This is a genomic window from Bacteroides sp. AF25-5LB (assembly GCF_003602965.1).
Classification (GTDB): Bacteria; Bacteroidota; Bacteroidia; order Bacteroidales; family Bacteroidaceae; genus Bacteroides; species Bacteroides uniformis.
Genome location: NZ_QTMC01000009.1, coordinates 26,493 through 48,996, shown reverse-complemented (window position 1 = coordinate 48,996; position 22,504 = coordinate 26,493). Strand labels below are relative to the sequence as shown.

General features: G+C 46.8%; 26 protein-coding genes and 1 pseudogene. 17 read left to right on the top strand and 10 right to left on the bottom strand.

Annotated elements, in window-relative coordinates:
* Window positions 1–5 precede the first annotated feature (5 nt).
* The gene (locus DWY57_RS11395) at window positions 6–395 is read right to left on the bottom strand and encodes a DUF2721 domain-containing protein (protein WP_057097244.1); all 390 of its coding nucleotides are present in this window, start codon (window positions 393–395) and stop codon (window positions 6–8) included.
* Between the two features lie 176 nt (window positions 396–571).
* Here DWY57_RS11395 and DWY57_RS11390 point away from each other — a divergent pair, with 176 nt between their 5' ends.
* The 5 genes from DWY57_RS11390 to DWY57_RS11370 all read left to right on the top strand — a co-directional run bounded on the left by DWY57_RS11390 (window position 572) and on the right by DWY57_RS11370 (window position 4,145).
* The gene (locus tag DWY57_RS11390; RefSeq protein WP_117951628.1) at window positions 572–1,888 is read left to right on the top strand and encodes a 3-phosphoshikimate 1-carboxyvinyltransferase; all 1,317 of its coding nucleotides are present in this window, start codon (window positions 572–574) and stop codon (window positions 1,886–1,888) included.
* Between the two features lie 254 nt (window positions 1,889–2,142).
* Window positions 2,143–2,571, top strand: a complete 429-nt coding sequence (locus DWY57_RS11385) for a phospholipase (protein WP_119961776.1) — start codon at window positions 2,143–2,145, stop codon at window positions 2,569–2,571.
* 50 nt (window positions 2,572–2,621) lie between these two features.
* Window positions 2,622–3,434, top strand: a complete 813-nt coding sequence (locus DWY57_RS11380; RefSeq protein WP_055288494.1) for a metal ABC transporter permease — start codon at window positions 2,622–2,624, stop codon at window positions 3,432–3,434.
* A gap of 17 nt (window positions 3,435–3,451) precedes the next feature.
* Window positions 3,452–3,877, top strand: coding sequence for a tRNA (adenosine(37)-N6)-threonylcarbamoyltransferase complex ATPase subunit type 1 TsaE (gene tsaE / locus DWY57_RS11375; protein ID WP_057097246.1), 426 nt, complete (start codon window positions 3,452–3,454; stop codon window positions 3,875–3,877).
* A 49-nt stretch (window positions 3,878–3,926) separates the two neighbouring features.
* On the top strand, window positions 3,927–4,145 hold the full coding sequence (locus DWY57_RS11370; protein ID WP_117964911.1) for an immunity 17 family protein: 219 nt from the start codon (window positions 3,927–3,929) through the stop codon (window positions 4,143–4,145).
* Window positions 4,146–4,206: 61 nt separating this feature from the next.
* Here DWY57_RS11370 and DWY57_RS11365 read toward each other — a convergent pair whose 3' ends face one another.
* The 3 genes from DWY57_RS11365 to dnaE form a co-directional block, all read right to left on the bottom strand.
* Window positions 4,207–4,539, bottom strand: a complete 333-nt coding sequence (locus tag DWY57_RS11365) for a hypothetical protein (RefSeq protein ID WP_005824189.1) — start codon at window positions 4,537–4,539, stop codon at window positions 4,207–4,209.
* 117 nt (window positions 4,540–4,656) lie between these two features.
* A complete protein-coding gene (gene trxA, locus DWY57_RS11360) occupies window positions 4,657–4,971 on the bottom strand; it encodes a thioredoxin (protein ID WP_005824191.1) in 315 nt (104 codons plus the stop codon).
* 166 nt (window positions 4,972–5,137) lie between these two features.
* Window positions 5,138–8,935: a DNA polymerase III subunit alpha gene (dnaE, locus tag DWY57_RS11355; protein ID WP_119961775.1), complete on the bottom strand. Its 3,798-nt coding sequence runs from the start codon at window positions 8,933–8,935 to the stop codon at window positions 5,138–5,140.
* A gap of 170 nt (window positions 8,936–9,105) precedes the next feature.
* Here dnaE and DWY57_RS11350 point away from each other — a divergent pair, with 170 nt between their 5' ends.
* The 3 genes from DWY57_RS11350 to DWY57_RS11340 all read left to right on the top strand — a co-directional run bounded on the left by DWY57_RS11350 (window position 9,106) and on the right by DWY57_RS11340 (window position 10,880).
* Window positions 9,106–9,792, top strand: a complete 687-nt coding sequence (locus tag DWY57_RS11350) for a phosphatidylserine decarboxylase family protein (protein ID WP_117599283.1) — start codon at window positions 9,106–9,108, stop codon at window positions 9,790–9,792.
* Window positions 9,793–9,805: 13 nt separating this feature from the next.
* The gene (gene pssA, locus DWY57_RS11345) at window positions 9,806–10,513 is read left to right on the top strand and encodes a CDP-diacylglycerol--serine O-phosphatidyltransferase (protein WP_117599282.1); all 708 of its coding nucleotides are present in this window, start codon (window positions 9,806–9,808) and stop codon (window positions 10,511–10,513) included.
* Between the two features lie 67 nt (window positions 10,514–10,580).
* Entirely contained in the window at window positions 10,581–10,880 is a 300-nt protein-coding gene (locus DWY57_RS11340; protein ID WP_016274162.1) for a DUF4834 family protein, read from the top strand.
* Between the two features lie 24 nt (window positions 10,881–10,904).
* On the opposite strand, the gene DWY57_RS11335 is transcribed toward DWY57_RS11340, so the two are convergent.
* On the bottom strand, window positions 10,905–11,339 hold the full coding sequence (locus tag DWY57_RS11335) for a nucleoside deaminase (protein WP_117599445.1): 435 nt from the start codon (window positions 11,337–11,339) through the stop codon (window positions 10,905–10,907).
* A 40-nt stretch (window positions 11,340–11,379) separates the two neighbouring features.
* A complete protein-coding gene (locus tag DWY57_RS11330; RefSeq protein ID WP_005824205.1) occupies window positions 11,380–11,613 on the bottom strand; it encodes a hypothetical protein in 234 nt (77 codons plus the stop codon).
* Between the two features lie 180 nt (window positions 11,614–11,793).
* Between DWY57_RS11330 and DWY57_RS11325 the strand changes: the two genes are divergently transcribed.
* The 5 genes from DWY57_RS11325 to DWY57_RS21545 all read left to right on the top strand — a co-directional run bounded on the left by DWY57_RS11325 (window position 11,794) and on the right by DWY57_RS21545 (window position 15,720).
* Window positions 11,794–13,566 carry a S41 family peptidase gene (locus DWY57_RS11325; RefSeq protein WP_119961774.1) on the top strand — a complete coding sequence of 591 codons (1,773 nt, stop codon included), beginning with the start codon at window positions 11,794–11,796 and terminating at the stop codon, window positions 13,564–13,566.
* Complete coding sequence (locus DWY57_RS11320; RefSeq protein WP_117599281.1) at window positions 13,566–13,931, top strand: YraN family protein; 366 nt, start codon at window positions 13,566–13,568, stop codon at window positions 13,929–13,931. Before DWY57_RS11325 ends, DWY57_RS11320 begins: the two co-directional genes overlap by 1 nt.
* A 75-nt stretch (window positions 13,932–14,006) precedes the next feature.
* A complete protein-coding gene (locus DWY57_RS11315; RefSeq protein ID WP_025834268.1) occupies window positions 14,007–14,363 on the top strand; it encodes an MmcQ/YjbR family DNA-binding protein in 357 nt (118 codons plus the stop codon).
* Complete coding sequence (locus DWY57_RS11310; protein ID WP_005835105.1) at window positions 14,347–15,120, top strand: biotin--[acetyl-CoA-carboxylase] ligase; 774 nt, start codon at window positions 14,347–14,349, stop codon at window positions 15,118–15,120. Before DWY57_RS11315 ends, DWY57_RS11310 begins: the two co-directional genes overlap by 17 nt.
* A gap of 465 nt (window positions 15,121–15,585) precedes the next feature.
* Window positions 15,586–15,720, top strand: coding sequence for a hypothetical protein (locus tag DWY57_RS21545; protein WP_256163060.1), 135 nt, complete (start codon window positions 15,586–15,588; stop codon window positions 15,718–15,720).
* Window positions 15,721–15,879: 159 nt separating this feature from the next.
* On the opposite strand, the gene DWY57_RS11300 is transcribed toward DWY57_RS21545, so the two are convergent.
* Genes DWY57_RS11300 through DWY57_RS11290 form a run of 3 tightly spaced genes read right to left on the bottom strand, consistent with a single transcriptional unit; the run spans window position 15,880 to window position 18,196 of the window.
* Window positions 15,880–16,296, bottom strand: a complete 417-nt coding sequence (locus DWY57_RS11300; RefSeq protein WP_117599279.1) for a zinc ribbon domain-containing protein — start codon at window positions 16,294–16,296, stop codon at window positions 15,880–15,882.
* A gap of 34 nt (window positions 16,297–16,330) precedes the next feature.
* Window positions 16,331–17,059 (bottom strand): zinc ribbon domain-containing protein, encoded by a 729-nt coding sequence (locus DWY57_RS11295; RefSeq protein ID WP_117599278.1) that lies wholly within the window; start codon window positions 17,057–17,059, stop codon window positions 16,331–16,333.
* A gap of 12 nt (window positions 17,060–17,071) precedes the next feature.
* On the bottom strand, window positions 17,072–18,196 hold the full coding sequence (locus DWY57_RS11290; protein ID WP_165491383.1) for an SH3 domain-containing protein: 1,125 nt from the start codon (window positions 18,194–18,196) through the stop codon (window positions 17,072–17,074).
* Window positions 18,197–18,777: 581 nt separating this feature from the next.
* Here DWY57_RS11290 and DWY57_RS20895 point away from each other — a divergent pair.
* The 3 genes and pseudogenes from DWY57_RS20895 to DWY57_RS11280 all read left to right on the top strand — a co-directional run bounded on the left by DWY57_RS20895 (window position 18,778) and on the right by DWY57_RS11280 (window position 20,178).
* Window positions 18,778–18,936, top strand: a complete 159-nt coding sequence (locus DWY57_RS20895) for a hypothetical protein (protein ID WP_158562813.1) — start codon at window positions 18,778–18,780, stop codon at window positions 18,934–18,936.
* Window positions 18,900–19,704 (top strand): annotated as a pseudogene (locus tag DWY57_RS11285) (ATP-binding cassette domain-containing protein); the annotation flags it as partial. The gene DWY57_RS20895 and the pseudogene DWY57_RS11285, both read left to right, overlap by 37 nt.
* A gap of 3 nt (window positions 19,705–19,707) precedes the next feature.
* On the top strand, window positions 19,708–20,178 hold the full coding sequence (locus DWY57_RS11280; protein WP_117599276.1) for an HlyD family secretion protein: 471 nt from the start codon (window positions 19,708–19,710) through the stop codon (window positions 20,176–20,178).
* 121 nt (window positions 20,179–20,299) lie between these two features.
* On the opposite strand, the gene DWY57_RS11275 is transcribed toward DWY57_RS11280, so the two are convergent.
* The gene (locus DWY57_RS11275; protein ID WP_117599444.1) at window positions 20,300–20,980 is read right to left on the bottom strand and encodes a hypothetical protein; all 681 of its coding nucleotides are present in this window, start codon (window positions 20,978–20,980) and stop codon (window positions 20,300–20,302) included.
* Between the two features lie 163 nt (window positions 20,981–21,143).
* Here DWY57_RS11275 and DWY57_RS11270 point away from each other — a divergent pair, with 163 nt between their 5' ends.
* Window positions 21,144–22,496 carry an MATE family efflux transporter gene (locus tag DWY57_RS11270; protein ID WP_117599275.1) on the top strand — a complete coding sequence of 451 codons (1,353 nt, stop codon included), beginning with the start codon at window positions 21,144–21,146 and terminating at the stop codon, window positions 22,494–22,496.
* Window positions 22,497–22,504: the final 8 nt, after the last annotated feature.

The window sequence follows — 22,504 nt, the reverse complement described above, 5'->3', positions numbered from 1 at the left end:
AGCCGCTACTCGTGCATATCGTTGAGATGTATCTCCAAAGACTTCACCGATATATATATTTCGTACACTGATATGGCCAGCGAAACAATCAGCAATATCAGCGCTAAACCGAAGATATAGGCCGAAAGCAGATGGAGACGGATATAGACAAAGAACATGCTGACCACACACAGCAGCAGGCTTCCGATACCCGCCACCTGCATGGCACGCGTCAGGTAGAGCCGCTTCCTCAGGTTGGCAATCTGCGCCGCCTTCACCGAAGACGGGTTCTCCATGTACTGTTCCTTCAAGGTGCGCACCAGTTGGGCATAGGACAAGAAACGGTTGGTATAGGCCAGCATAATCAGCGATATGGCCGAAAACAGCAAAGCGGGGGTGGTTAAATCTATTTCCATAAGAATGATGCTTAATTATATCTATCCGTCCCGATAGCAGGACTTACTTCCGCAAAGATAAACGAAAGATTGAAACCACAGAAACAAGTTTCCTTTTTTCCATTTCCCAAAGATTTATCCTACTTTTGCAGTGACAATAAAAAACGCCTTACCACCGTAACTTAACAAATACGACCATGCGATATACCGTTTCCGCTCCTGCCTCACTGCACGCAGCCATACAGCTCCCGGCATCCAAAAGCATCAGTAACCGGGCACTCATCCTCCACTCCCTTGCCCACGGCAATATCCTGCCCTGCAATCTGAGCGATTGTGACGACACCATAGTGATGACTCGCGCCCTCGACGGAAATCCCGGACATATAGATATCCTTGCCGCCGGCACCGCCATGCGTTTCCTCACCGCCTACCTCAGCGTAACTCCTGGCACCCGAATCATCACCGGTACGCAACGCATGCAGCAACGCCCCATCCGCATACTGGTAGACGCCCTGCGAGAGCTCGGCGCCCGCATAGAATACGTCGGAAACGAAGGGTTCCCTCCCTTGCGCATCACCGGAACAGAACTGACCGGCAGCGAAATATCCCTCGCCGGCAATGTCAGCTCACAATACATATCCGCCCTGCTGATGATTGGTGCCGTCCTTCCCAAAGGCCTGCGCCTGCACTTGACGGGTGACATCATCTCCCGCCCCTACATCAACCTGACCCTGCAACTGATGCGCGACTTCGGCGCCCAAGCCGACTGGGTCTCCGAAGATTGCATCACCGTCAGCCCCGGCGGATACACGGATACCCCTTTCACCGTAGAAAGCGATTGGAGCGCCGCCTCTTACTGGTATCAGATGATGGCAATAGAAGGAATTAAAAATGAAAAAATAAAAGGGGGAGACAGAAGTAGCGCAAAAGAAAGTGAAGACAGCACGAAGGAAGAAGCGCACACGGCAGAAATCGAACTACTCGGTCTCTTCGCCCACAGCTATCAAGGCGACAGCCGCGGCGCGGAAGTCTTTGCCCGCCTCGGCGTCCATACCGAATATACAGACCGGGGAGTAAAACTGACCCGTAAGGGTACTCCCGCCACCCGTCTCGACGAAGACATGGTGGACATCCCGGACCTGGCGCAGACCTTTGTCGTCACCTGCTGCCTGATGGACATCCCTTTCCGCTTCACCGGACTGCAAAGCCTCAAAATAAAGGAGACCGACCGTATCACCGCCCTCATTAGGGAACTGCGTAAACTGGGTTACGTCGTGCGCTCCGAGCAAGACAGCATCTTGTTATGGGATGGCGAACGCTGCCCGGCAGACGCTAACCCCGTCATCGCCACCTACGAAGACCACCGTATGGCCATGGCATTTGCCCCTGCCTGCCTTGTACTGCCCCAAATACGGATAAATGAACCACAGGTCGTTACCAAATCTTACCCTGCTTACTGGGAAGACTTGCAAAAGGCGGGATTTAAAGTCCGCCAAGATGCAATGCAATCTTAGAATAAAGCTTTTATTCTTAGAAATACAGCCTTTATTCTTAAGAATATAACCTTTATTCTTAGGAATAAAGGATACATTCTAAGATTAGGATGCATCCAAAGTAGTTTTATACTACGTTCCAAGCAAGTAATGCCTGGGTCGGGCGAAAGTAATCTGCCTACCTGCAATCTGACTCATTATTTTGTCGTGTACAAAACAATGTGTATCTTTGTCCGTTCTATTAATGGAACATGTTTTTCAAGAAAAGGAGGCCTATGTGGATATTGATTATTAGCCTGATTGCCCTTGCCCTCGTGGCAGCCACAGCCGGAATTATACGCAACCGGAAACTGCAGAAGAAGATAGACCGCGGCGAACTGGACGCCATGCCCGAAGTGCAGGAAGTGGATTCCGAATGCTGCGGACAGCATGAAATCTGCGAACGTGACAGCTTACTGGCAGCCGTCAGCAAACAAATTGAATATTACGATGACGAGGAACTGGACAAATACATCGGCACCGCTCCCGATGCCTATACTTCCGAGCAGGAAGACGAGTTCCGCGACGTGTTCTACACCATGCAAGACACGGACGTAGCCGGATGGGTGCGCAGCCTGCAATTACGCGGCATAGCCCTGCCGGAGAATATCAAGGATGAAGTATTCCTCATTATCGGCGAACGTCGTCTCACCCCCCATTCCTAACACTCCACATCCAACTTTTAATTTGTAATTCTTAATTTTTAATTGAATAAATGGAGCTACTGCAATACACTTTTTTCCAACATGCCCTCATCGGCAGTCTGCTGGCAAGCATTGCTTGCGGGCTGATAGGCACATACATCGTCACCCGGAGACTGGTGTTCATCAGCGGCGGATTGACGCATGCCTCCTTCGGCGGTATCGGTCTGGGATTGTATACCGGCATTTCCCCCATTCTGTCGGCAGCCTTGTTTGCAGTCTTGTCCGCTTTCGGTGTAGAGTGGCTCAGCAAACGGAAGGATATGCGGGAAGACTCCGCTATTGCCGTATTCTGGACATTGGGCATGGCATTGGGCATTATGTTCACTTTCCTTTCGCCGGGATTCGCACCCGACTTGTCCGCCTATCTCTTCGGCAACATTCTCACGATTACCTGGAGCGACATCGCTCTATTGGGTGGGCTTGCCCTGCTGCTGATACTGTTTTTTGCACTGTATCTCCATCCTATCATCTACGTGGCTTTCGACCGGGAGTTTGCCCGCTCGCAAGGCATTCCGGTGCAGGTATTCGAATATGCACTGATGATGTTCATTGCGCTTACCATCGTGGCATGCCTGCGCATGGTGGGCATCGTGCTGGTCATTTCGCTGCTCACCGTTCCGCAGATGACCGCCAACTTGTTCTCGCACCGGTTCCACCGCATCATCTGGCTTTCCATCGGCATCGGTTACCTCAGTTGCCTGGGCGGGCTGATGATTTCTTTCTACTTGAATGTCCCCTCGGGTGCATCCATCATATTCTTTTCCATCATTATCTATGCCATTTGCAAGACGGGAAAAAGTTTTTGGCTATATTTGCAACGCTAAAGAAATCTATAAACACAATGGAAATCAAAATTCAGTCATTAGACCAGATTCATGAAGCCGCCCGCCAGTTCATCGCTGAAATGGGCGACAATACCGTCTTCGCCCTCTATGGAAAAATGGGGGCGGGCAAGACGACTTTCATCAAAGCCGTTTGCGAGGAGTTGGGCGTTTCCGACGTCATCACCTCCCCTACTTTCGCCATTGTCAACGAATACCGTTCCGACACTGCCGGTGAACTGATTTACCATTTTGACTTCTACCGCATCAAGAAACTGGAAGAAGTGTATGACATGGGGTACGAAGATTACTTCTACAGCGGCGCCCTCTGCTTCATAGAATGGCCGGAGCTGGTAGAGGAGCTCTTGCCAGGTAATACCATCAAGGTCACCATCGAAGAAGTGGAGAACGGAGAGCGGAAAGTCACGTTAGAGAACTTTGAATAAGGCATGCTTTTCCCCCACTTTAATTTTTAATTCTTAATTTTTATTTCTGATGAGCCAATACATCGTTCAAGGAATTTTTGCCGTCGCGGGCATCACCGCCTTGCTGGCAGCCATATTGGACTGGAACTGGTTCTTTACTGCCCGAAACACCCAGTTTATCGTACAAAATGTAGGGCGGCGACAAGCCCGCCTGTTCTACGGTGTATTGGGTGTCATCCTCATCGGCACGTCCATCTTCTTTTTTCTGAATACGCCACCGGCTACATAAAAACAAAAAATTGCGGATGAAGCCATGCTCATCCGCGATTTTCCTATACTTTTGATACAGACTATTCTTCGTCCAAAGATTCCGTATATTCCATCTCACCTTGTACGATGAAAAGGATTTCTTCCGGATCATAGTCACCCATCTCATCCTTATGGGCTTCCTTGACAATATAGTCCACGATTTTCCCCAAATCAATCTCGATGTACCCATCCGCATCCGGCTGCGCATCAAGGATGCCGCTCTCGGAATAGTACTCGTCAATCAAATCGAGAAAATAATAGAACTCGTCGTCAGAGAACTTCTCTTTCAACTCCTGCGGCAAATAATTCTTGATGTACTCGATGGTCTTTTCATCATCGACATCATTCTGCAAAAAATCGTCTTCCATTCCCATACTTACTATTGCTTAAAGGGTTAATGTTATTGACTATTTGACGATTTACTATTTACTATTTGGCTGCGCTATGATGCCGAAAGGTAAATCGTAAATAGTAAATCGTCAAATAGTACCTTATAATATCGCTTCTATCTTGGCCACGTAAGCAGATTTCGGAGCAGAACCTACCTGCTTGTCCACCAGCTCTCCATTCTTGAAGAACAAGACTGTAGGGATGTTGCGTATACCATATTCGGCAGCCACGTCGCCGTTCTCATCCACGTCACATTTGCCAATGATTACCTTTCCTTCATATTCAGTAGCCAATTCATCGATGATTGGTCCCACCATCTTACAAGGGCCGCACCAAGGCGCCCAGAAATCCATAACTACAGGTTTTCCCTCTGCCAAGATTTCTTGAAAATTGCTGTCTGTAATTTCTAAAGCCATTTCTTTTAATATTAAATGTCAACTATAATTATTAATTTACTGTCAATTGCGTTTTATCAACCTTCGCTTTCGAAGCAAAGATAGTGCAAACCGAATGCAAAACAAAATGAACTTGTTCATTTTTTATGCCGAGGTGCAGCCTATCTTCGTTTTCCAACAAAGATAACTAATTAATCCTGAACTCAAGGTCTGGACGCTCTTTTAAATAAGTAATCAGTTCACGCCCCACGGAAAGCTTCACGGGACGGGAAATCAAATCGACCGTCATCTTGCTATCCTCATCTCTGACTTTGAAATAAAGCTCCGTACTGCCCGGACGTTCCTTGGTCAGTTCTGCCAGTTCAGTTATCAAAGCCTTGTTCAGCACACTCAGCGGAATGAGAATGGTTATCTTCTCAATCAGTTTCTCCTTGACGTCAGGCAACAGTTCCATGGAGGTTATCTTCAGCTCCAACTCATCCTGCCGCCATTGTTTGGGCTGGCAACGGGCTTTGATGAACAAGAAGGTACGTTCACCCAGATACCCCTGATAGGTCACCCAATCATTTCCGAAGAAAGGAAGCTCTGCCGAACCGGAATAGTCTTCAATCTTGGCTATGCCGTAAGGATTTCCATTTTTACTGATACCGCGACGCACGGCGGTCACGATGCCACCCATTGTTATTTCGCGTCCCACAAGTGCCGTCTTATCTTCCAGCTCTGCCATGTGAGTGTTGCAAACATGCTCCAGAACTACGGAATACTCATCCAACGGGTGTGCGGACAGATAGATACCTACCAAATCGCGCTCCCGGTTCAAACGGTCGAGGTCGCTCCAACGTTCCGCTACCGGTATTTCCGGAGTGGCGATATCCACCACATTCTCACCGCCGAACAAGGAGTTTGCAGCCGCAGCCTGGTCGGCCTGGTAACGGTTACCATACCGCACCAAGGTTTCGAGGAAGACCTCGTTCTTGGAGTTTACGGCAAAATACTGCTCTCGCTTCAGCTCCGGGAAGCTGTCGAACCCGCCTGCCAAAGCAAGACATTCCAGGTTCTTCTTGTTGCAGGCTGTCAGATTGACACGCTGCACAAAATCAAATATACCTTTGAAAGGACCGTTCTTCTCGCGTTCCTCCACGATGCTCTGCACAGCACCCTCGCCTACCCCTTTCACCGCACCAAGGCCAAAACGGATATTGCCTTCCTTGTTCACGGTGAACTTCAGGTTACTTTCATTTACATCCGGTCCCAATGTATTGATACCCATCGCCTTGCATTCGTCCATCAGTTTGGTTATATCGGTAATATTCGCCAAACTTCGGCTCATGACCGCCGCCATGTATTCGGCCGGATAATTGGCCTTGAGGAAAGCCGTCTGATAGGCCACCCACGAATAGCAAGTGGCATGTGACTTATTGAAGGCATAGGATGCAAACTTTTCCCAGTCGGCCCAGATTTTCTCGAGCACCTTCGGGTCGTGGCCGTTCTTTTGTCCACCCGAAATGAATTTCGGCTTCATGTGGTCCAGCTTGTCACGCAGTTTCTTACCCATCGCCTTACGCAAGGCATCGGACTCACCACGGGTGAAGTCTGCCAGCAAACGCGACAGAAGCATGACCTGCTCCTGGTAGACCGTAATGCCGTAGGTATCCTTCAGATACTTCTCCATGATGGGGATGTCATACTCGATGGGCTTGCGTCCCCACTTACGGTCGATGAAGTCGGGGATATAATCCATAGGTCCCGGACGGTAGAGGGCGTTCATGGCAATCAAGTCCTCGAAAGTGCTCGGTTGCAACTCACGCAGATATTTCTGCATACCGGCCGATTCAAACTGGAACGTACCGATGGTGCGGCCGTCGCAATAGAGTTTATAGGTAGCAGGGTCGGAAATGGATATCTTGTCGATGTCGAGTTCCAAGCCGCGGTGCAGACGTACATTGGCAACGGCTTCCTTAATGATGGACAAGGTTTTCAGTCCGAGAAAGTCCATCTTGATAAGTCCCGTATCTTCGATGACGGAACCTTCGTATTGGGTTACGAGCATCTTCTCGCCCGTCTCCTTATCATCTGCCGTGCTGACGGGTACCCAATCCGTAATATCGTCACGGCAAATAATAGTACCGCAGGCATGCACACCCGTACCACGTACATTACCTTCCAGCATCTTGGCGTATTTCATCGTATCGCGCACCAGGGGATCGGGTGAAGCTTCCGCAGCCTGCAATTCGGGTACGTACGCGATAGCATTCGGCAGGTTGAGTTTCTTGTCGGGAATCTTATCCGGCACGAGCTTGCACAGACGGTCCGATTCGCTCAAAGGCAGTTTCTGTACGCGCGCCACGTCCTTGATGGCCATCTTGGTCGCCATTGTGCCGTATGTAATGATGTGCGCCACCTTCTCTTGCCCGTATTTCTCCGTCACCCAGCGGAGCACTTCTCCACGCCCGTCATCATCGAAGTCCACATCGATATCAGGCAAAGAAATACGGTCGGGATTCAAGAAACGCTCGAACAGAAGGTCGTATTGAATCGGGTCTATTTTCGTGATGCCCAAGCAATAGGCCACCGCCGAGCCGGCAGCCGAGCCACGTCCCGGTCCTACCGAAACGCCCAGCTGTGTGCGGGCGGCATTGATAAAGTCCTGCACAATCAAGAAGTATCCGGGGAAACCCATCGTCTTCATGATGTACAGTTCAAAGACCAGACGTTCCTTCACCTCGTCGGACAAGGGATCACCGTACAGCTTCTTGGCACCGTCGAATGTCAACTTTGCCAGATAGTCGGCTTCCAGCTTGATACGGTACAGTTTGTCGTAGCCCCCCAGACGCTTTATCTTGGCATTGGCGGCATCCTCATCCAGCACCACCTTGCCGTTTTCATCCTGGGTAAACTCATCAAATAAGTCCTTTTCGGTATATTTCTGCCGATAGCCCTCTTCCGTTCCAAAATCTTCCGGAATAGCAAACGTAGGCATAATAGGAGCATGGTCGATGGAATAATATTCCACCTTGTCCAAAATCTCCAAGGTATTGGACAAGGCTTCGGGAATATCCTCAAACAAGGCGTTCATCTCAGCCTTTGTCTTCATCCATTCCTGCTTGGTATAGAGCATTCGGGTAGGGTCATCCAGGTCTTTACCCGTGCTCAGACAAATCAGGCGGTCGTGCGCTTCCGCATTCTCTTCATCCACAAAGTGGACGTCATTAGAGCAGATAACCTTAATGTCATATTTCCGGGCAAGCTCCAGCAACTTGGCATTCGCCTTCTGCTGAAGCGGATAGGCTTCGTGATTGGCACGGGGAACAGTGGCTTTATGGCGCTGAAGCTCCAGGTAGTAATCATCGCCAAACAGATTCTTATACCAGCGTACAGCTTCTTCCGCCTCTTCCAGCTGGTCATTGATAATCTTCTTAGGGACCTCGCCACCGATACAAGCCGAGCAGACAATCAGCCCCTCATGATACTTTTCCAGTTCACTGCGGTCTGTACGCGGACGCATATAGTATCCCCTTGTCCAGGCATGCGATACAAGTTTTATCAGATTGTGATACCCCTTCTCATTCTTCGCCAGCACAATCAGGTGATAGCCACTCTGGTCCGGCTTCCCCTCCTTCTTATCCATGGTTCGGCGAGCCACATACATTTCACAGCCTACAATCGGCTTGAACAACTTGCTTTCCGCTTCTGCCATCTTGGCACGGCAACCGGCAATCTCCGCTTCCTTGTCTTCACACTCTATCTCACCGCTTTCAATACCGGCAATCCTTTTCTTGAGGTCCTTTATCTCCCCCTTCGGCCCGCTGTTCTTCTTGTTGACATAGTTGGTGAACTCCTTGATACCGAACATATTTCCATGGTCGGTCACGGCAATGCCTTTCATACCATCCTTCATGGCCTTGTCAACCAACCTGCTGACACTTGCCTGGCCATCCAGAAGAGAGTATTGGGTATGGACATGTAAATGAACAAAATCTTGCATATATATCCTTTCTATTCAGAGCCTAAAATTACAACCTCTATCACAGCTAACAAAAATATTTCCCAAAAAGTTATCAACATACACATTTCTCTCTCCAAATCCTTGTTAGATTTTCAAAATAAGCCTATTTTTGCAGATAATTTCTATCTAAATTAGCAAATACGATATACATGGGTCGATTAAAAAGATTAAAAAAGATACGCATACACCGTGAAGGAACACATACATTGGCAGGCAGCCTGGCCTTGATTCTGGCTGTCAACACTGCCCTTTACTTCGGATTGGAATGCAAAGTTCCTTTTTACGTAGTAGCGGTCATCAGCCTCATAGTATATGGCATACTCGTGAACTTCTTCCGCTGCCCCATCCGTTTGTTCGGACAAGAAACGGAGAAAGTCGTGGTAGCTCCTGCCGACGGTAAAATCGTAGTGGTGGAAGAAGTGGAGGAAAACGAATACTTCCACGACCGCCGTATCATGGTATCTATATTCATGAGTCTGGTTAATGTACACGCCAACTGGTATCCGGTAGACGGTACGGTAAAGAAGGTGTGGCACCAAAACGGAAAGTTCATGAAAGCCTGGCTGCCCAAAGCCAGCACTGACAACGAGCGTTCCACCGTAGTAATAGAAACCCCGGAAGGCGTGGAGATTATGGCACGACAGATAGCCGGAGCCATGGCGCGCCGCATCGTGACCTATGCCGAACCAGGCGAGGAATGCTATATTGACGAACATATGGGTTTCATCAAATTCGGCTCCCGCGTGGATGTCTTTCTGCCGTTGGGCACCGAAGTATTCGTTAAACTAGGACAACTGACTACTGGCAATCAGACAGTGATAGCCAAACTTAAATAATAAAAGAACAACAATGGCAAACTGCATTACCCGCCATATTCCAAATACTCTGACCTGCCTGAACCTATTCTCCGGGTGTATTGCTTGTGTCATGGCATTCGAAGCCAGATATGAATGGGCACTCGCTTTCATTATTTTCAGTGCCGTATTCGATTTCTTCGACGGCATGATGGCACGTGCACTGGACGCACACTCCATTATCGGCAAGGATTTGGATTCTCTGGCAGATGATGTCAGTTTCGGAGTGGCCCCTTCCCTGATTGTATTTTCCTTGTTCAAGGAAATGGACTATTCGGGCGCAATGGAAAGCTTGGCCGGTGTTTTCCCCTATCTCGCATTTCTTTTGTCCGTATTCTCTGCACTGCGGCTTGCCAAGTTCAACAACGATACCCGCCAGACGAGCTCTTTCGTAGGACTTCCCGTCCCGGCAAACGCCTTGTTCTGGGCTTCATTGGTGACGGGCGCTCACGACTGGCTGGTGAGCGGCAGCTTCCATCCGGTTTATCTGTTGCTGCTGGTCTGCCTTTTCTCATGGCTACTTGTATCGGAGATTCCAATGTTCTCACTCAAATTCAAGAATCTGTCATGGAAAGACAATAAAACAAGCTTCATTTTCCTGCTTGTCTGCATTCCGTTCCTCATCTTCTTGGGAATCTGCAGCTTTGCTGCAATTATCGTGTGGTATATACTACTTTCGCTTATTACAAGGAAAAGTAAATAAACAAATCTTTGGCACGGTTGTTGTATTGAAGTTCGCAGAAAACGAACACATAAAAAGACATTAGCCCATGTTTCATATTTTAGGATTTTTATTCATCATCATAATTGCCATTCTGCTCATTGGCCTCAGCATTATCGGTACTGTCATCCGGAACATATTCGGATTGGGCGGACGCCGTACTTCCTCCAACTCCGGTCCCTACCAAAAAGGAAATGGTAACTACCAGCCGGGAGGATACTCCTACAATGATAATAGACAATCGTCTGAAGAGGTACAAGCTGAAGAAGGTGAAATACGCCCCCGCCACAAGAAACTGTTCTCCAAAGACGAGGGAGAGTATGTGGATTTTGAAGAAATCAAAGAGTAGGGATTAGGGATAAAGGATTAGAGATTATTTGCGCTTGGCGGCAAAGAACTCTTTCATCAGGGCGGCACATTCATCTGCCAGAATTCCTTTTACCACTTGTGTTTTGGGATGCAATGCCTGCGAGGCATAGCGCTGATACCCTCTTTTCTCATCTTCAGCACCAAAGACCAGACGTCCCATCTGCGCCCAGGCAATGGCACCGGCACACATCACGCAGGGTTCCACTGTGACATAGAGAGTACATTCATTCAGATATTTGCCGCCAAGGGATGCAGCGGCAGCGGTAATGGCTTGCATCTCGGCATGGGCGGTGACATCTGTCAAGGTCTCCGTCAGATTATGGGCACGAGCTATGATACGGTCCTTGCAAACCACAACCGCACCTACAGGAACTTCTCCCCGTTCACCTGCCTTCTGCGCTTCCTGAAGTGCCTGCTTCATATAATAGCTATCGTCCAACGCCATCCCCTTTTAATTGTTAATTTCTAATTTTTAATGCTCATCTCCTCATGTCGTGCTCACCGAACAAAGTAGGATAATCCTCTTCCATATTCTTATGGATAAACATGAGAATAGTCTCCCGCAGCCAACGCGACTTGTTCGTTATCTTGTATTTCTCCAGATAACGATCCACAATCCGCTGCTCTTCCTCGCTCATCAGGCATACCATGCGCTGCTCGCGCTTCGGTTCTTCGGGCGTTGCTTTCGCACACGTTTTATCTCTCTTTCTCATATTTCCTGCAAAATTACTTTTACTTCTGTAAAAACAAAACGAACCTACGTAATTTTTATATCAGAAACGCTTAAATGGCACTGAAATATTTTTTTGACCGATAAACTTAAAGAATTTCTTAAAAACATTTTAATTTAATAATTAAAAACGTATTTTTGGAGAGTTCTAAATTTAAAAGGTATGAAACATGTAAATTATCTCAGCTTCTTTCTACTCGCGTTGTTCAGTATAAGTTTTATCTCATGTAGTGACGATGACGATAATAAGCTTAATACCGGCATAACCAATCAAAGTTGGACAGAGGGAAAATCCCTGGAGATCAGCCAGGATAATGACTTGTCTGTAAGCTTCAATGCTGCAGCTAAATGGGTAGCTTCCGTCACCTCTGGAGCGGATTGGTGCAAACTGAATACGACCTCGGGCACAAAAGGACAAAGTACCTTGAAATTATCTGTAAGTACAAGTTCCACCACCGACCGGACAGCCAGAATCTCCATTAATATAGACGGCTATTCTCCTGCAAGTTTTGAAGTTACACAAAAAGGGACCAGTGCTCCCCAAACCACTGAAGATATGGAGATTAACGCAAAAGTTGATGAATATCTGAGAGAAATGTATCTCTGGAACGATGAATACAAAACATTGAATCTTGACCATAACAAAGGCTATGAAGACTTCTTCTATGATGCATTGGGAAGTATGACTACTAATACTTTGGATAAAAAGGCCACTGCGGATGGAAAATATACTCTCTTTTCATACATACAGAAAAAAAATCCCATCGGTTCAACCCGTTCCACTCAATGGGTAAAAAAAGAACAAACTTACAGTTTCGGCATTACCGGAGCAGACGTTCGAGCAATTGGAAGCGAAGATAATTACACTATCTACTTCTTTGTACAAGGTGTTTACCCCAATTCACCGGCAGCACGGGCAGGTATTAAACGAGGTTCCTCAATCATGCAAATAAACGGAGAGAAGTTAACCATGAGTAATTATTGGCAACATTACCTAGATTTACTGATACCAGCTTCGGCTTTCAGCCTGAAAATTACAGAGGAAAAGACAGAGGGAGGAACCCAAGAAAAAGACATATCTTCCGAAGCCATGTACTGCAATCCTATTCTTTTCAGTAAAGTGACAACAGAAGAAGAAACCCCAGGGCACAGAATTGGCTATCTTGTTTATTCTGGATTTGAGGCCGGATTTGACCAAGAATTATTCGATGTATTCAAAGAATTCAAAAGTCAGAATATCACGGACCTAATTTTGGATTTACGTTACAATGGAGGTGGCCACGTTATATCAGCCAACCTAATAGCAACTTGTATAGCCGGCGCAAAATCTGAAGGCAAAGTGTTCACAAGCCTGAGATATAATAAAGAAAGAATGAAAAAACGCAACGATAAACGTGAGGAAGAATTGTTTGCATATTCCAACTATGAGAATCTGGCTACGTCTCTATCAGCAGGTGCCTTAAACCTTCAGCACGTCTATTGTATCGTAGGTAACGGAACAGCATCAGCCAGTGAACTTGTCATCAATTCTCTAAAGGGAATAGATGTAGAAGTAACACTTATAGGTAAAAGAACTACCGGTAAAAATGTAGGTATGGAACCAGTAGAATATACCATAAGAAATAACGTCTACGAAGTGGTTCCCATCACCTTCCAAAGCTATAATGCCAAAGGAGTTGGAGATTATGAAAATGGGTTCACACCTGACATCGAAATAGATGAAAACGACCCTTACGGCAGAGGAGACGGATATTACATATACAGAGACTATGGTTCGGATAAAGAGTTCCTATATGCCCGTGCCATCCAGGAAATCACCGGTCAGGCTCCGGCACCCACAACACGCAGTGCAGAACCCCTGATGAGAGGCAAAGCCTTGAAGGTCCCTGCCATCTACCGACGAGGACATGAAGGCATGATTAAGTTGCCGGAATAATGGCAATACACAATATTCTTGGAAAAGCCGGTGAAGACGCCGCTGCCAAATATTTGGAACAGAACGGTTACACCATACGTGACCGTAACTGGCGGAAGAATCACCTTGAGCTGGATATTGTAGCCGACAAAGATAAGGAACTGATTATTGTGGAAGTGAAAACCCGTAGCAATACGGACTACATCGAGCCGCAGAATGCCGTGAACTGGCAGAAAATACGACGTATTGTCGTAGCGGCCGATGCCTATATCAAGCACTTCTGTTTGGATGCACCCGTCCGCTTCGACATCATAACTGCTGTAGGCGAACCGGGAGCATTCAGGATAGAGCACATGAAGGATGCCTTCTATCCACCCATATTTTGATAATTGACAATTGATAAGTGAGAGTTATTTCAATCGTAAATCGTAGATTATAAATTGTAAACCGTAAATACCATCATGGACATAGAAACCGCCCGCGAATATTGCCTCAGCAAAAAGGCCGTCACGGAATGCCTTCCGTTCGACGAATACTCGCTCGTGATGAAAGTCATGGATAAAATGTTTGCACTTATCGACCTGGAAAGCGCCAACAAGATTTGTCTGAAATGCGACCCCGAATATGCACTCGAACTGCGGGAGCACTATGCTGCCATCGAAGGTGCCTATCACTTCAACAAAAAGTACTGGAACCAGGTGTTCCTTGACGGTGACGTCGACGACAAACTGTTGAAGCAACTGATAGACCACTCTATGGAAGAAGTATTGAAGAAGTTCACCAAAAAAATGCGTACCGAATATGAAGCCCTGCCCTGACACATTCCCGTTCCCGCTGGTAGCATTGGACGAAACGGCATCGACCAACCAATACCTCAGCCAGCTTTGCAACCAGTTGCAAGAATCCGTTGCCGAACTAACAACCGTGACTGCCGAGTTCCAAACCGCCGGTAAAGGCCAGCGCGGCAACACCTGGGAAGCTGAAGAAGGCAAGAACCTGCTTTTCAGCTTTGTACTCTACCCTTCTTTTCTGGAAGCCCGCCGACAGTTCATCCTTTCACAAATCGTTTCCCTCGCCATTAAGGAAGAACTGAGCAGATGGTCTGATGAAATCACCATCAAATGGCCGAACGACATTTATTGGAAAGACAAGAAAATCTGCGGTATACTGATAGAGAACGACCTTTCCGGACATCATATCAGGCGCAGCATTGCCGGAATCGGCATCAACATCAACCAGGAAGTCTTCAACAGTGATGCTCCCAACCCCGTCTCACTGAAACAAATCACCGGAAAGGAGCACGACCGTTATGAAATCCTTGCCCATATCCTGAGACGTGTACAAATCTACTACAACAGCCTCCAAATGGAGGACTTCGCCGTCTACTCCGACGAGATATCCACACGGTATGCCCGCTCCCTTTTCCGTCGCCGGGGATTGCACCCTTATGAAGATGCCAACGGCAAGTTCCTTGCCCGGTTGCTGCGTGTAGAGCAAGACGGACGGTTCGTGCTGGAGGATGAAGGAGGAAGTGAACGGGAATATCTGTTCAAGGAAGTGCAATACATTCTGTAAAGGAGATTCATCCCTATCACAAAGTTTATTTTGAAATTCATCTGTCACGCTATCACGTCACAAGGGAGGAACCATCTATGCCAAACAAGTTGCCTATCGCAAACTTTTGGAACTCACCATCGAACAAGCGACACAGACGGAAACCATCCACCGGATGCACTTCCCTCTACAACTATCAACTGCGTGAAAAAGAGAACAACCGGCTGAAAGCGACAACTTAGAGTTGCTCAACCACATCTTGCAACAAAAAGCGATAGAAAACGAGCAAGAGCAGGAGGGCCAAGAGTATCTGCTTGGTTCCAATATATAGCAGAAACTATAAGAACGGGCAAACTTCGCTCGTGGCGAGGCATACATCACCCCTGAAGAATGGGAAATACTGAAAGAACTGATGTCTCCTGTCTGCCCCAACTTCTTTGAAAAGCTGCATTCACTGCACAATCCCAACGAAAACGAACTGCACGTATGTATGCTTATCAAGCTCCAATTCCGCCAAACAGACATCGCACGGTTGATGCACCCAAGCCGGAAAGCATTTCTTCCATCCGAAGACGACTTTATCAGAAAGTGACCGGAGAAAAAGGGACACCGGAAATGTGAGAATGAAAATTATGAAATTTCTTTAGCTCTACTTTCTTTTGTTTTGATTACAAAAGTAACAAAATATGCTGGCAAAAAGTGAATTTGTTCTTTTTGCCAGCATCACTTAATTGGTATCTAAAATTCTTAAACGATAGAACCTTCTATGTATAACAACCATTAACTAAAGAGTGAAAAGGCTCCAATAGACCCAACGACGAACACAGCGACAATCACCCATATAAATGAGATAATGAAACCTGCAATGGCGCAGCCGCGCGGACTTTTGAATAAGCCGATGAAACTAAAAAGCGCACCGAGGAACCAGATAATCCACCCAAGAATAGGTATCCACCCAAGAAAGATTCCAAGAATGGCGAATACCAGCCCAGTAGTGCCGATACCATTGGATTGCTTACCTGGAACATTTACGTAAACCGACTGTTGCGTAGCATTTGTGTTCTGCTGGAACGGCTGCTGGGCTGTTTGAGGTTGAACCTGAGGTTGTCCTGCTTGCAGGACTGCATTACAATGAGGGCAGGTGGTAGCTTTGTCCGAAACCTGCTTTCCACAATGGGAACAAAAAATGAGTGCCATAATACAAAATATATTAGCGTTAATAAATAAAAAACTATTCTAGGTGAGTATGTTGTTTGGAAACATACAGCACAAGTCCCTTATAATCAACCTTATAAAAGTCTCCTACTTCTCCTAAATAAGGAAACCGTTCACCTTTCTCCGGGTGACGGTTGGTTCCGTCAGCCCACTTGTATGTTTCTGCATCCGACGATGGTGCATACCGTAAACGTAGGTTGACACCATCAATCACTACTTGCCGCGAAGTACCTACGACAGATTCCAATGTGTTGGTCTTATCCTTAAAATAATCGGTCGTATAATAAAATATACCGAAACTTACTAACAGCACCAATACAATACCACCAATAAACCAATATAAAGCCCTACTCCTTGGGGGAAGGGAAAGTTCCTGCTCTTCAACCTCTATAGGAGATGCTGTCTGTGTAATGGATACCGGAGGGATAGATGAAGCGGCAATCGGCGTAGCTGGTACAACGGGACATCCGCATTGCGGACAAACGTATACGGAATCAGCCAGCTCAGCACCACATTCATGGCAATGGCGATTTTTCGTGGCAGATATGGGGCACCCGCATGTGGGGCACGATGTTACACCGTTAGGGATTTCAGTTCCACATTCACTACAAACAATAAACTGTTCCTCTTCTGCACAACGTTCACTGATGTTACCACACTTCGGACAGAAACATTCCTTTTGATAAGCATCATGTTCAAATATGTGTTGGCATGAAGTACACTTGAATTTCATTTTCGTACTCATAAATAGTTATTTTTAGTTGTTGAAATACTCAAGGGATTGTGTCTCGATACGTTCCGGTTCTGTTTTGGTAGAGAATGACTCACCATTCTCCTTATACTCTTTCACCTGATTGGTGCGGGTAACTTTTCGCTTCAACCAATTCCCATGCTCGTCCACTTCCAGATACTCATATCTATCTGTGGTAAGGTAATCTCCGGTTTCATCGTAATCGTGTACACTTTTACTATCAGGAAGAAGGTTCACACCGGTGTAAGTGAATGTTTCTGTGAGGTAAATCATTCTTACCTGACTTTTACGTTCTATGATTCTGTCCTGCTCGTCAAAAAGATATTCTACAGAACCTTCCATATCGGATTCATTCTTACTCATATCGCTCCGCTTATGGTCGCTGTATGTGATGGTGTAAGAGCCCCAATCGCTTCGGCTGTATTCTGTACGGTTGTCATTGTACTTATAAATCAGGGAATATTCTTCCCCTTTACTGATTTCCAGTATATTCCCAACCTTGTCAAACCGAGTGGTTTCCCCTTCACTATTGGTCAGACTTTCTACGCTCCCATATAGGCCGAGACCTTTACGTGCCGACAAAGGATGAGGAGTTTCAGTTTCTTTATTAACGGGAGCCGCATTCAAAATGCCATCAACATCTGAAGTCTTAAATAGTGCCCCTTCAAAGATGAATCCTCCCTCAACGGGCGAATAATATGCGGTATAAGGCTTTACTTCCTCCATCTCCTCCGGAGTAACGTCTTCCAGCAGTCCCCTAAAGGATTCCAAGTGACGTGTGAAGACCAGCCGATTTCCTTCTATCTTTCCATAATAGACCGTTGCCCCTTGGTAGACCGAATTCCAAAGATTTCCATCCTCTGGCACAGAATTATAACCCCTCGCCATAAATACGTTGTTTCCATCCAGTCTGAAAGATAGGGCACCGTATTGTACTCTCTGCTCTGCCAAAGGACAATACGCTTCAAAAGCCTTCTTCGGAATAGAATCATGGGATAGCACTTTGGAAAATTCGCTGTTGACATAGCCCTCTTCACCTGTACGTAACCGAACTTTATACCATCCGTTGACCGAATCTACCAGTTCGCACATTTCTCCACGTTCAACAACCCCTACCTGTTTGCCTTCCACCGATTCCTTTTTGACGCTAATGTCCGACTTTATTGCAATTACATACGTGTGGTTTGGATTCTTTGAGGCAGAAAGAGACTTTTGCTTGGGAGAGTCTTTGCAGGCCATGAATAACAAAAACGTACCGTATAAAATGAATAGGTGACGTGCATTCATAATATTTAAATAATTAATCTCCCTCAGTCTCTCCCGGGAACCATTCAACATAAAAGCGTGAGACTGCAATGCCACGTTCTGGTTGGAGGTCCTAGGAAAACCTTGTACACGGATATGGTTATAGCAGCCCACGCTATATGCGTGAGAACCACTATGCTATCCTTGTGTACAATTGCGAATTTCCTAGGTTCCCAACCACAAGATAAGCATAACGCTTCTTCAAATTCTAAAATGTCTTGGAGAGAACTCCTCTCTCCAAATGCAAAAATATGAAAAATGTAGGAAGCGCAATAACATTTCCTGCATTTTTTATGTTGGCGCATAAATATCTCAAAGACGGATATGCAACGGTGCTCAATATAAAACTCAAAAAAAGGAGCTAGACTTACCAGCTGCTAAATCTGAACAATGACGTCCATCCGGGAATGTTGACAAATTCTCATAGTGGAAGTTTTGAAACCGGGAACGATAAATTCTCTTTCTACACCATCTTTTCCTGGGCGGGAAACAACCGTGAAAAAGGAACTGAATACGGAGAACAGCACTACTCCGGAACAGAAAAATACTACAATACAGAAACCTGAAACTATTTGCGCAATGCCGCCTTTTACATGGGAGGAGACTTTGTGCCTAACCTTAAGAACAACAACAAAACCTACCAGTTCATCACCGCCATGCAGGAGATAAAGCTGCAAGACTGCGAGCAACGCCGCCGCTGGGAGTGGGAAGACGTGCAGGCCGAACTTTTCGAAGCCAACATGAAGAACCTGAAACTGCAACAGACACAAGAAGCAGGCAGCATCTTCATCAACGAAATAAAGAACAGGAAGCGGAAAGACGACCATCATCAAATTGCTGTTGGGCTACTACAAGGCATTGGGCGGAGAAATCTCCATCGGCGACACAGATCTCAACCAGTTCAACCTAAAATAGACAAGGAACGGCTGGCAGAGGCTGCCCGGATTGCCAATATAAACGACTACATCATGCGCCTCCCCCTGAAATACAACACTCTGATAGGGCAAGACGGTGTGGGTCTGAGTCAAGGGCAGAAACAACGGATACTGATTGCCCGAGCCGTCTACAAGAATCCGCAGTACATCTTTCTGGACGAAGCCACCAATGCGCTGGATGCCAACAACGAGCGGATAATTGTAGAGAACCTGACGGAGTTCTACAAAGGGAAAACGGTGATCGTGGTGGCCCATCGCCTAAGCACTGTAAAGAACGCCGACCGGATAGTAGTGATAGACAAAGGGAAAATCATAGAAGCCGGAAAGCATCAGGAACTGATAGCCAGCCGGGGAGCTTATTATAATCTTGTGAAGAATCAATTGGAATTGGGCAGTTAGCATATGGAAAGCAAGGATATAGAACTCAGAAGCAAACAGGTACGGAAAATCATCGGGCAGATTCCTCCGCTGCTGGTACGTAGCGGAATCGGCATCATCGGAATAATTATAGCTTTGCTGCTGGCTGTAGCCGCATTTGTCCCCTATCCCGAAACAACGGAATGCAACATCACCCTGACGGACATTCAGCAAGGAGAAGTGTCAGCTACCGGAGAACTGCCGTATGCCTGCATCACACAAGTAAGTACCGGCATGAAAGCAGAAATTGAACTGGAAGGATATACAAGCAAGGAATACGGCTATCTGCAAGGAACTGTCACAACCGTTTCTACACGGATAATCAGCCGCAACGGGCACAACTATTTCTGTTTTATACTGTCACTGAAAGAAGTCCCTTTCATGCAGAAAGGCATGAAAGGAAAGGCATCCATCATCTTGTCGGAGAAGACGCTGCTCGGAAGAATATGGGAGTGAACAGCTATGCCTCGCCAAACAAGTCTTCCCGCACAACACCTCGCTTCGCACCCGCGATGAATAAGCGTTAGAAATCTATTACTTGCGCAATCCGTATCTCAAAAAGGAGATTGAGCTACTATTAACGCATCTCCGCCTCCATCTTCTTTATTCTTTCCAGCGTATTGCCTGCCTCCATGGAAGGAAATACCTGGAGCACCCGTTGCAGATAGGTCTTTGCCTTGCTATAGCTATTGGTAAGCACGTCCGACAAACCGTTACGATAACGGGCATATTGCATCCGCGTAGGGGAAGTTATCTTCTTAAAGTCATCATCGAGCTTCTTCCTTTCCTTTTCTGCCTGAAGATAGAAATAATTCCCCAAGAAGATATTTGCCTGCAGGTTATCACCGTCGAGCATCAGCACCTTCTCGTAGGTTTTCAGAGCATCCTTCTCTTTTCCCCGCATCATTTCCATCTCGGCACAAGAAACAAGGGCAGGCACATCTTCGGGATGGCGTTGCAAGAACTCCTTATAGAAGAGATAGGCCTTGTCGTAATTCCGCATTTCCTTGTAATGGGCAGCCAGCTCATTGGCCAAACGGGAAGCTACCACAGTGTTCTTGTCAACATTGGCCCAATAGAACATTTCCGCCTGGTCCACACCGGCATCTGCCGACTGACGAAACAGACTTACGGCATAATCGTCCTTGCCTTCGGACAACGCTTCGGAAACTTTCTGTAACAATTCACCCGCCGACTGAGCGAAAACTGACAGAGGCAACATCAGAAACAAAGAGAAAAATAAAGTTAAGGATTTCATTTTTAAAGTATATAATAGTTTAACAGCCTGAATCATCTCCATAGAAATTCACCTACAAATTTACACACTTTCACTGCAAACATCAACAAAATATAGTTAATCTTTCCCACTATTTTCCCCTTTTCTGCGTAACTTTGCCAATCTTATGAAATAAGCGTTACCAATGAAGCTCAGAGACAAGCAAATCTTGCAAATAGCACTGCCTTCCATCGTATCAAACATCACCGTTCCTTTGCTCGGACTGATTGATGTAGCCATTGTCGGACACTTAGGCTCACCGGCCTATATCGGAGCCATTGCCGTAGGCGGGATGCTGTTCAACATCATCTACTGGATTTTCGGTTTCCTGCGCATGGGGACCAGCGGAATGACTTCACAAGCATACGGAAAACGGGATTTGCCGGAAGTTGTACGCCTATTAGTGCGCTCCGTCGGCATAGGGCTGGCTGTCGCGTCCTGCCTCATAGCATTGCAAGTCCCCATCAGACAAGGCGCATTCCTGCTGATTCATCCTACAGACGAGGTCAAAGAGATGGCAACGCTTTATTTCCACATCTGCATCTGGGGTGCACCCGCCATGCTGGGACTATACGGGCTCACGGGATGGTTCATCGGCATGCAGAATTCACGCATTCCCATGTATATAGCCATCACACAGAATATAGTCAATATCATTGCCAGCCTCTGCCTGGTCTATCTATGCGGAATGAAAGTCGAAGGAGTTGCCCTGGGGACGCTGATAGCCCAGTACGCCGGTTTCCTGATGGGGCTGATGCTCTGGATACGCAATTATGGAAAGTTGCAGAGATACTGGGAAATTAAAAATTATAAATTGGAAATTAAAGGGGAAGAAAGAAAAGGTATCTGGGAGAAGGAGACAATGCTAAAATTCTTCCAAGTGAACAGGGACATTTTTCTGCGCACCCTTTGCCTGGTGGCGGTTACTCTGTTCTTTACTTCAGCAGGAGCTTCGCAGGGCGAAATCATTTTGGCTGTCAACACGCTGCTGATGCAGCTCTTCACTTTGTTCTCGTATGTAATGGATGGTTTTGCCTACGCAGGCGAGGCCCTGAGCGGCAGATACATAGGCGCACACAACCGGGAAGCCTTTACAGACACCGTCCGACATCTCTTTGGATGGGGAGCGGTAATGGCAGTTCTCTTTACGTTGACCTATGCACTGGGAGGTAATGCCTTCCTCGGGCTATTGACGGATGACAAAGAAGTGATAGCGGTTGCCGACACCTATTTCTACTGGGCGCTTGCCGTTCCTGCCGTTGGTATAGCCGCCTTCATTTGGGACGGCATTTTTATAGGTGCCACAGCCACACGCGGCATGCTGCTGTCCATGACTGCAGCAGCCGTCAGCTTCTTTGTCTTGTATTATGGCCTACATCCCGTCCTGGCAAACCATGCTTTATGGCTTGCCTTCCTCACCTACCTCCTGATGCGGGGAGCGGTGCAGACGGGATTGAGTCGGGGAGTCATCAAAAAAGCATTCCCCAGTGAGAAGTAGTCTATTTA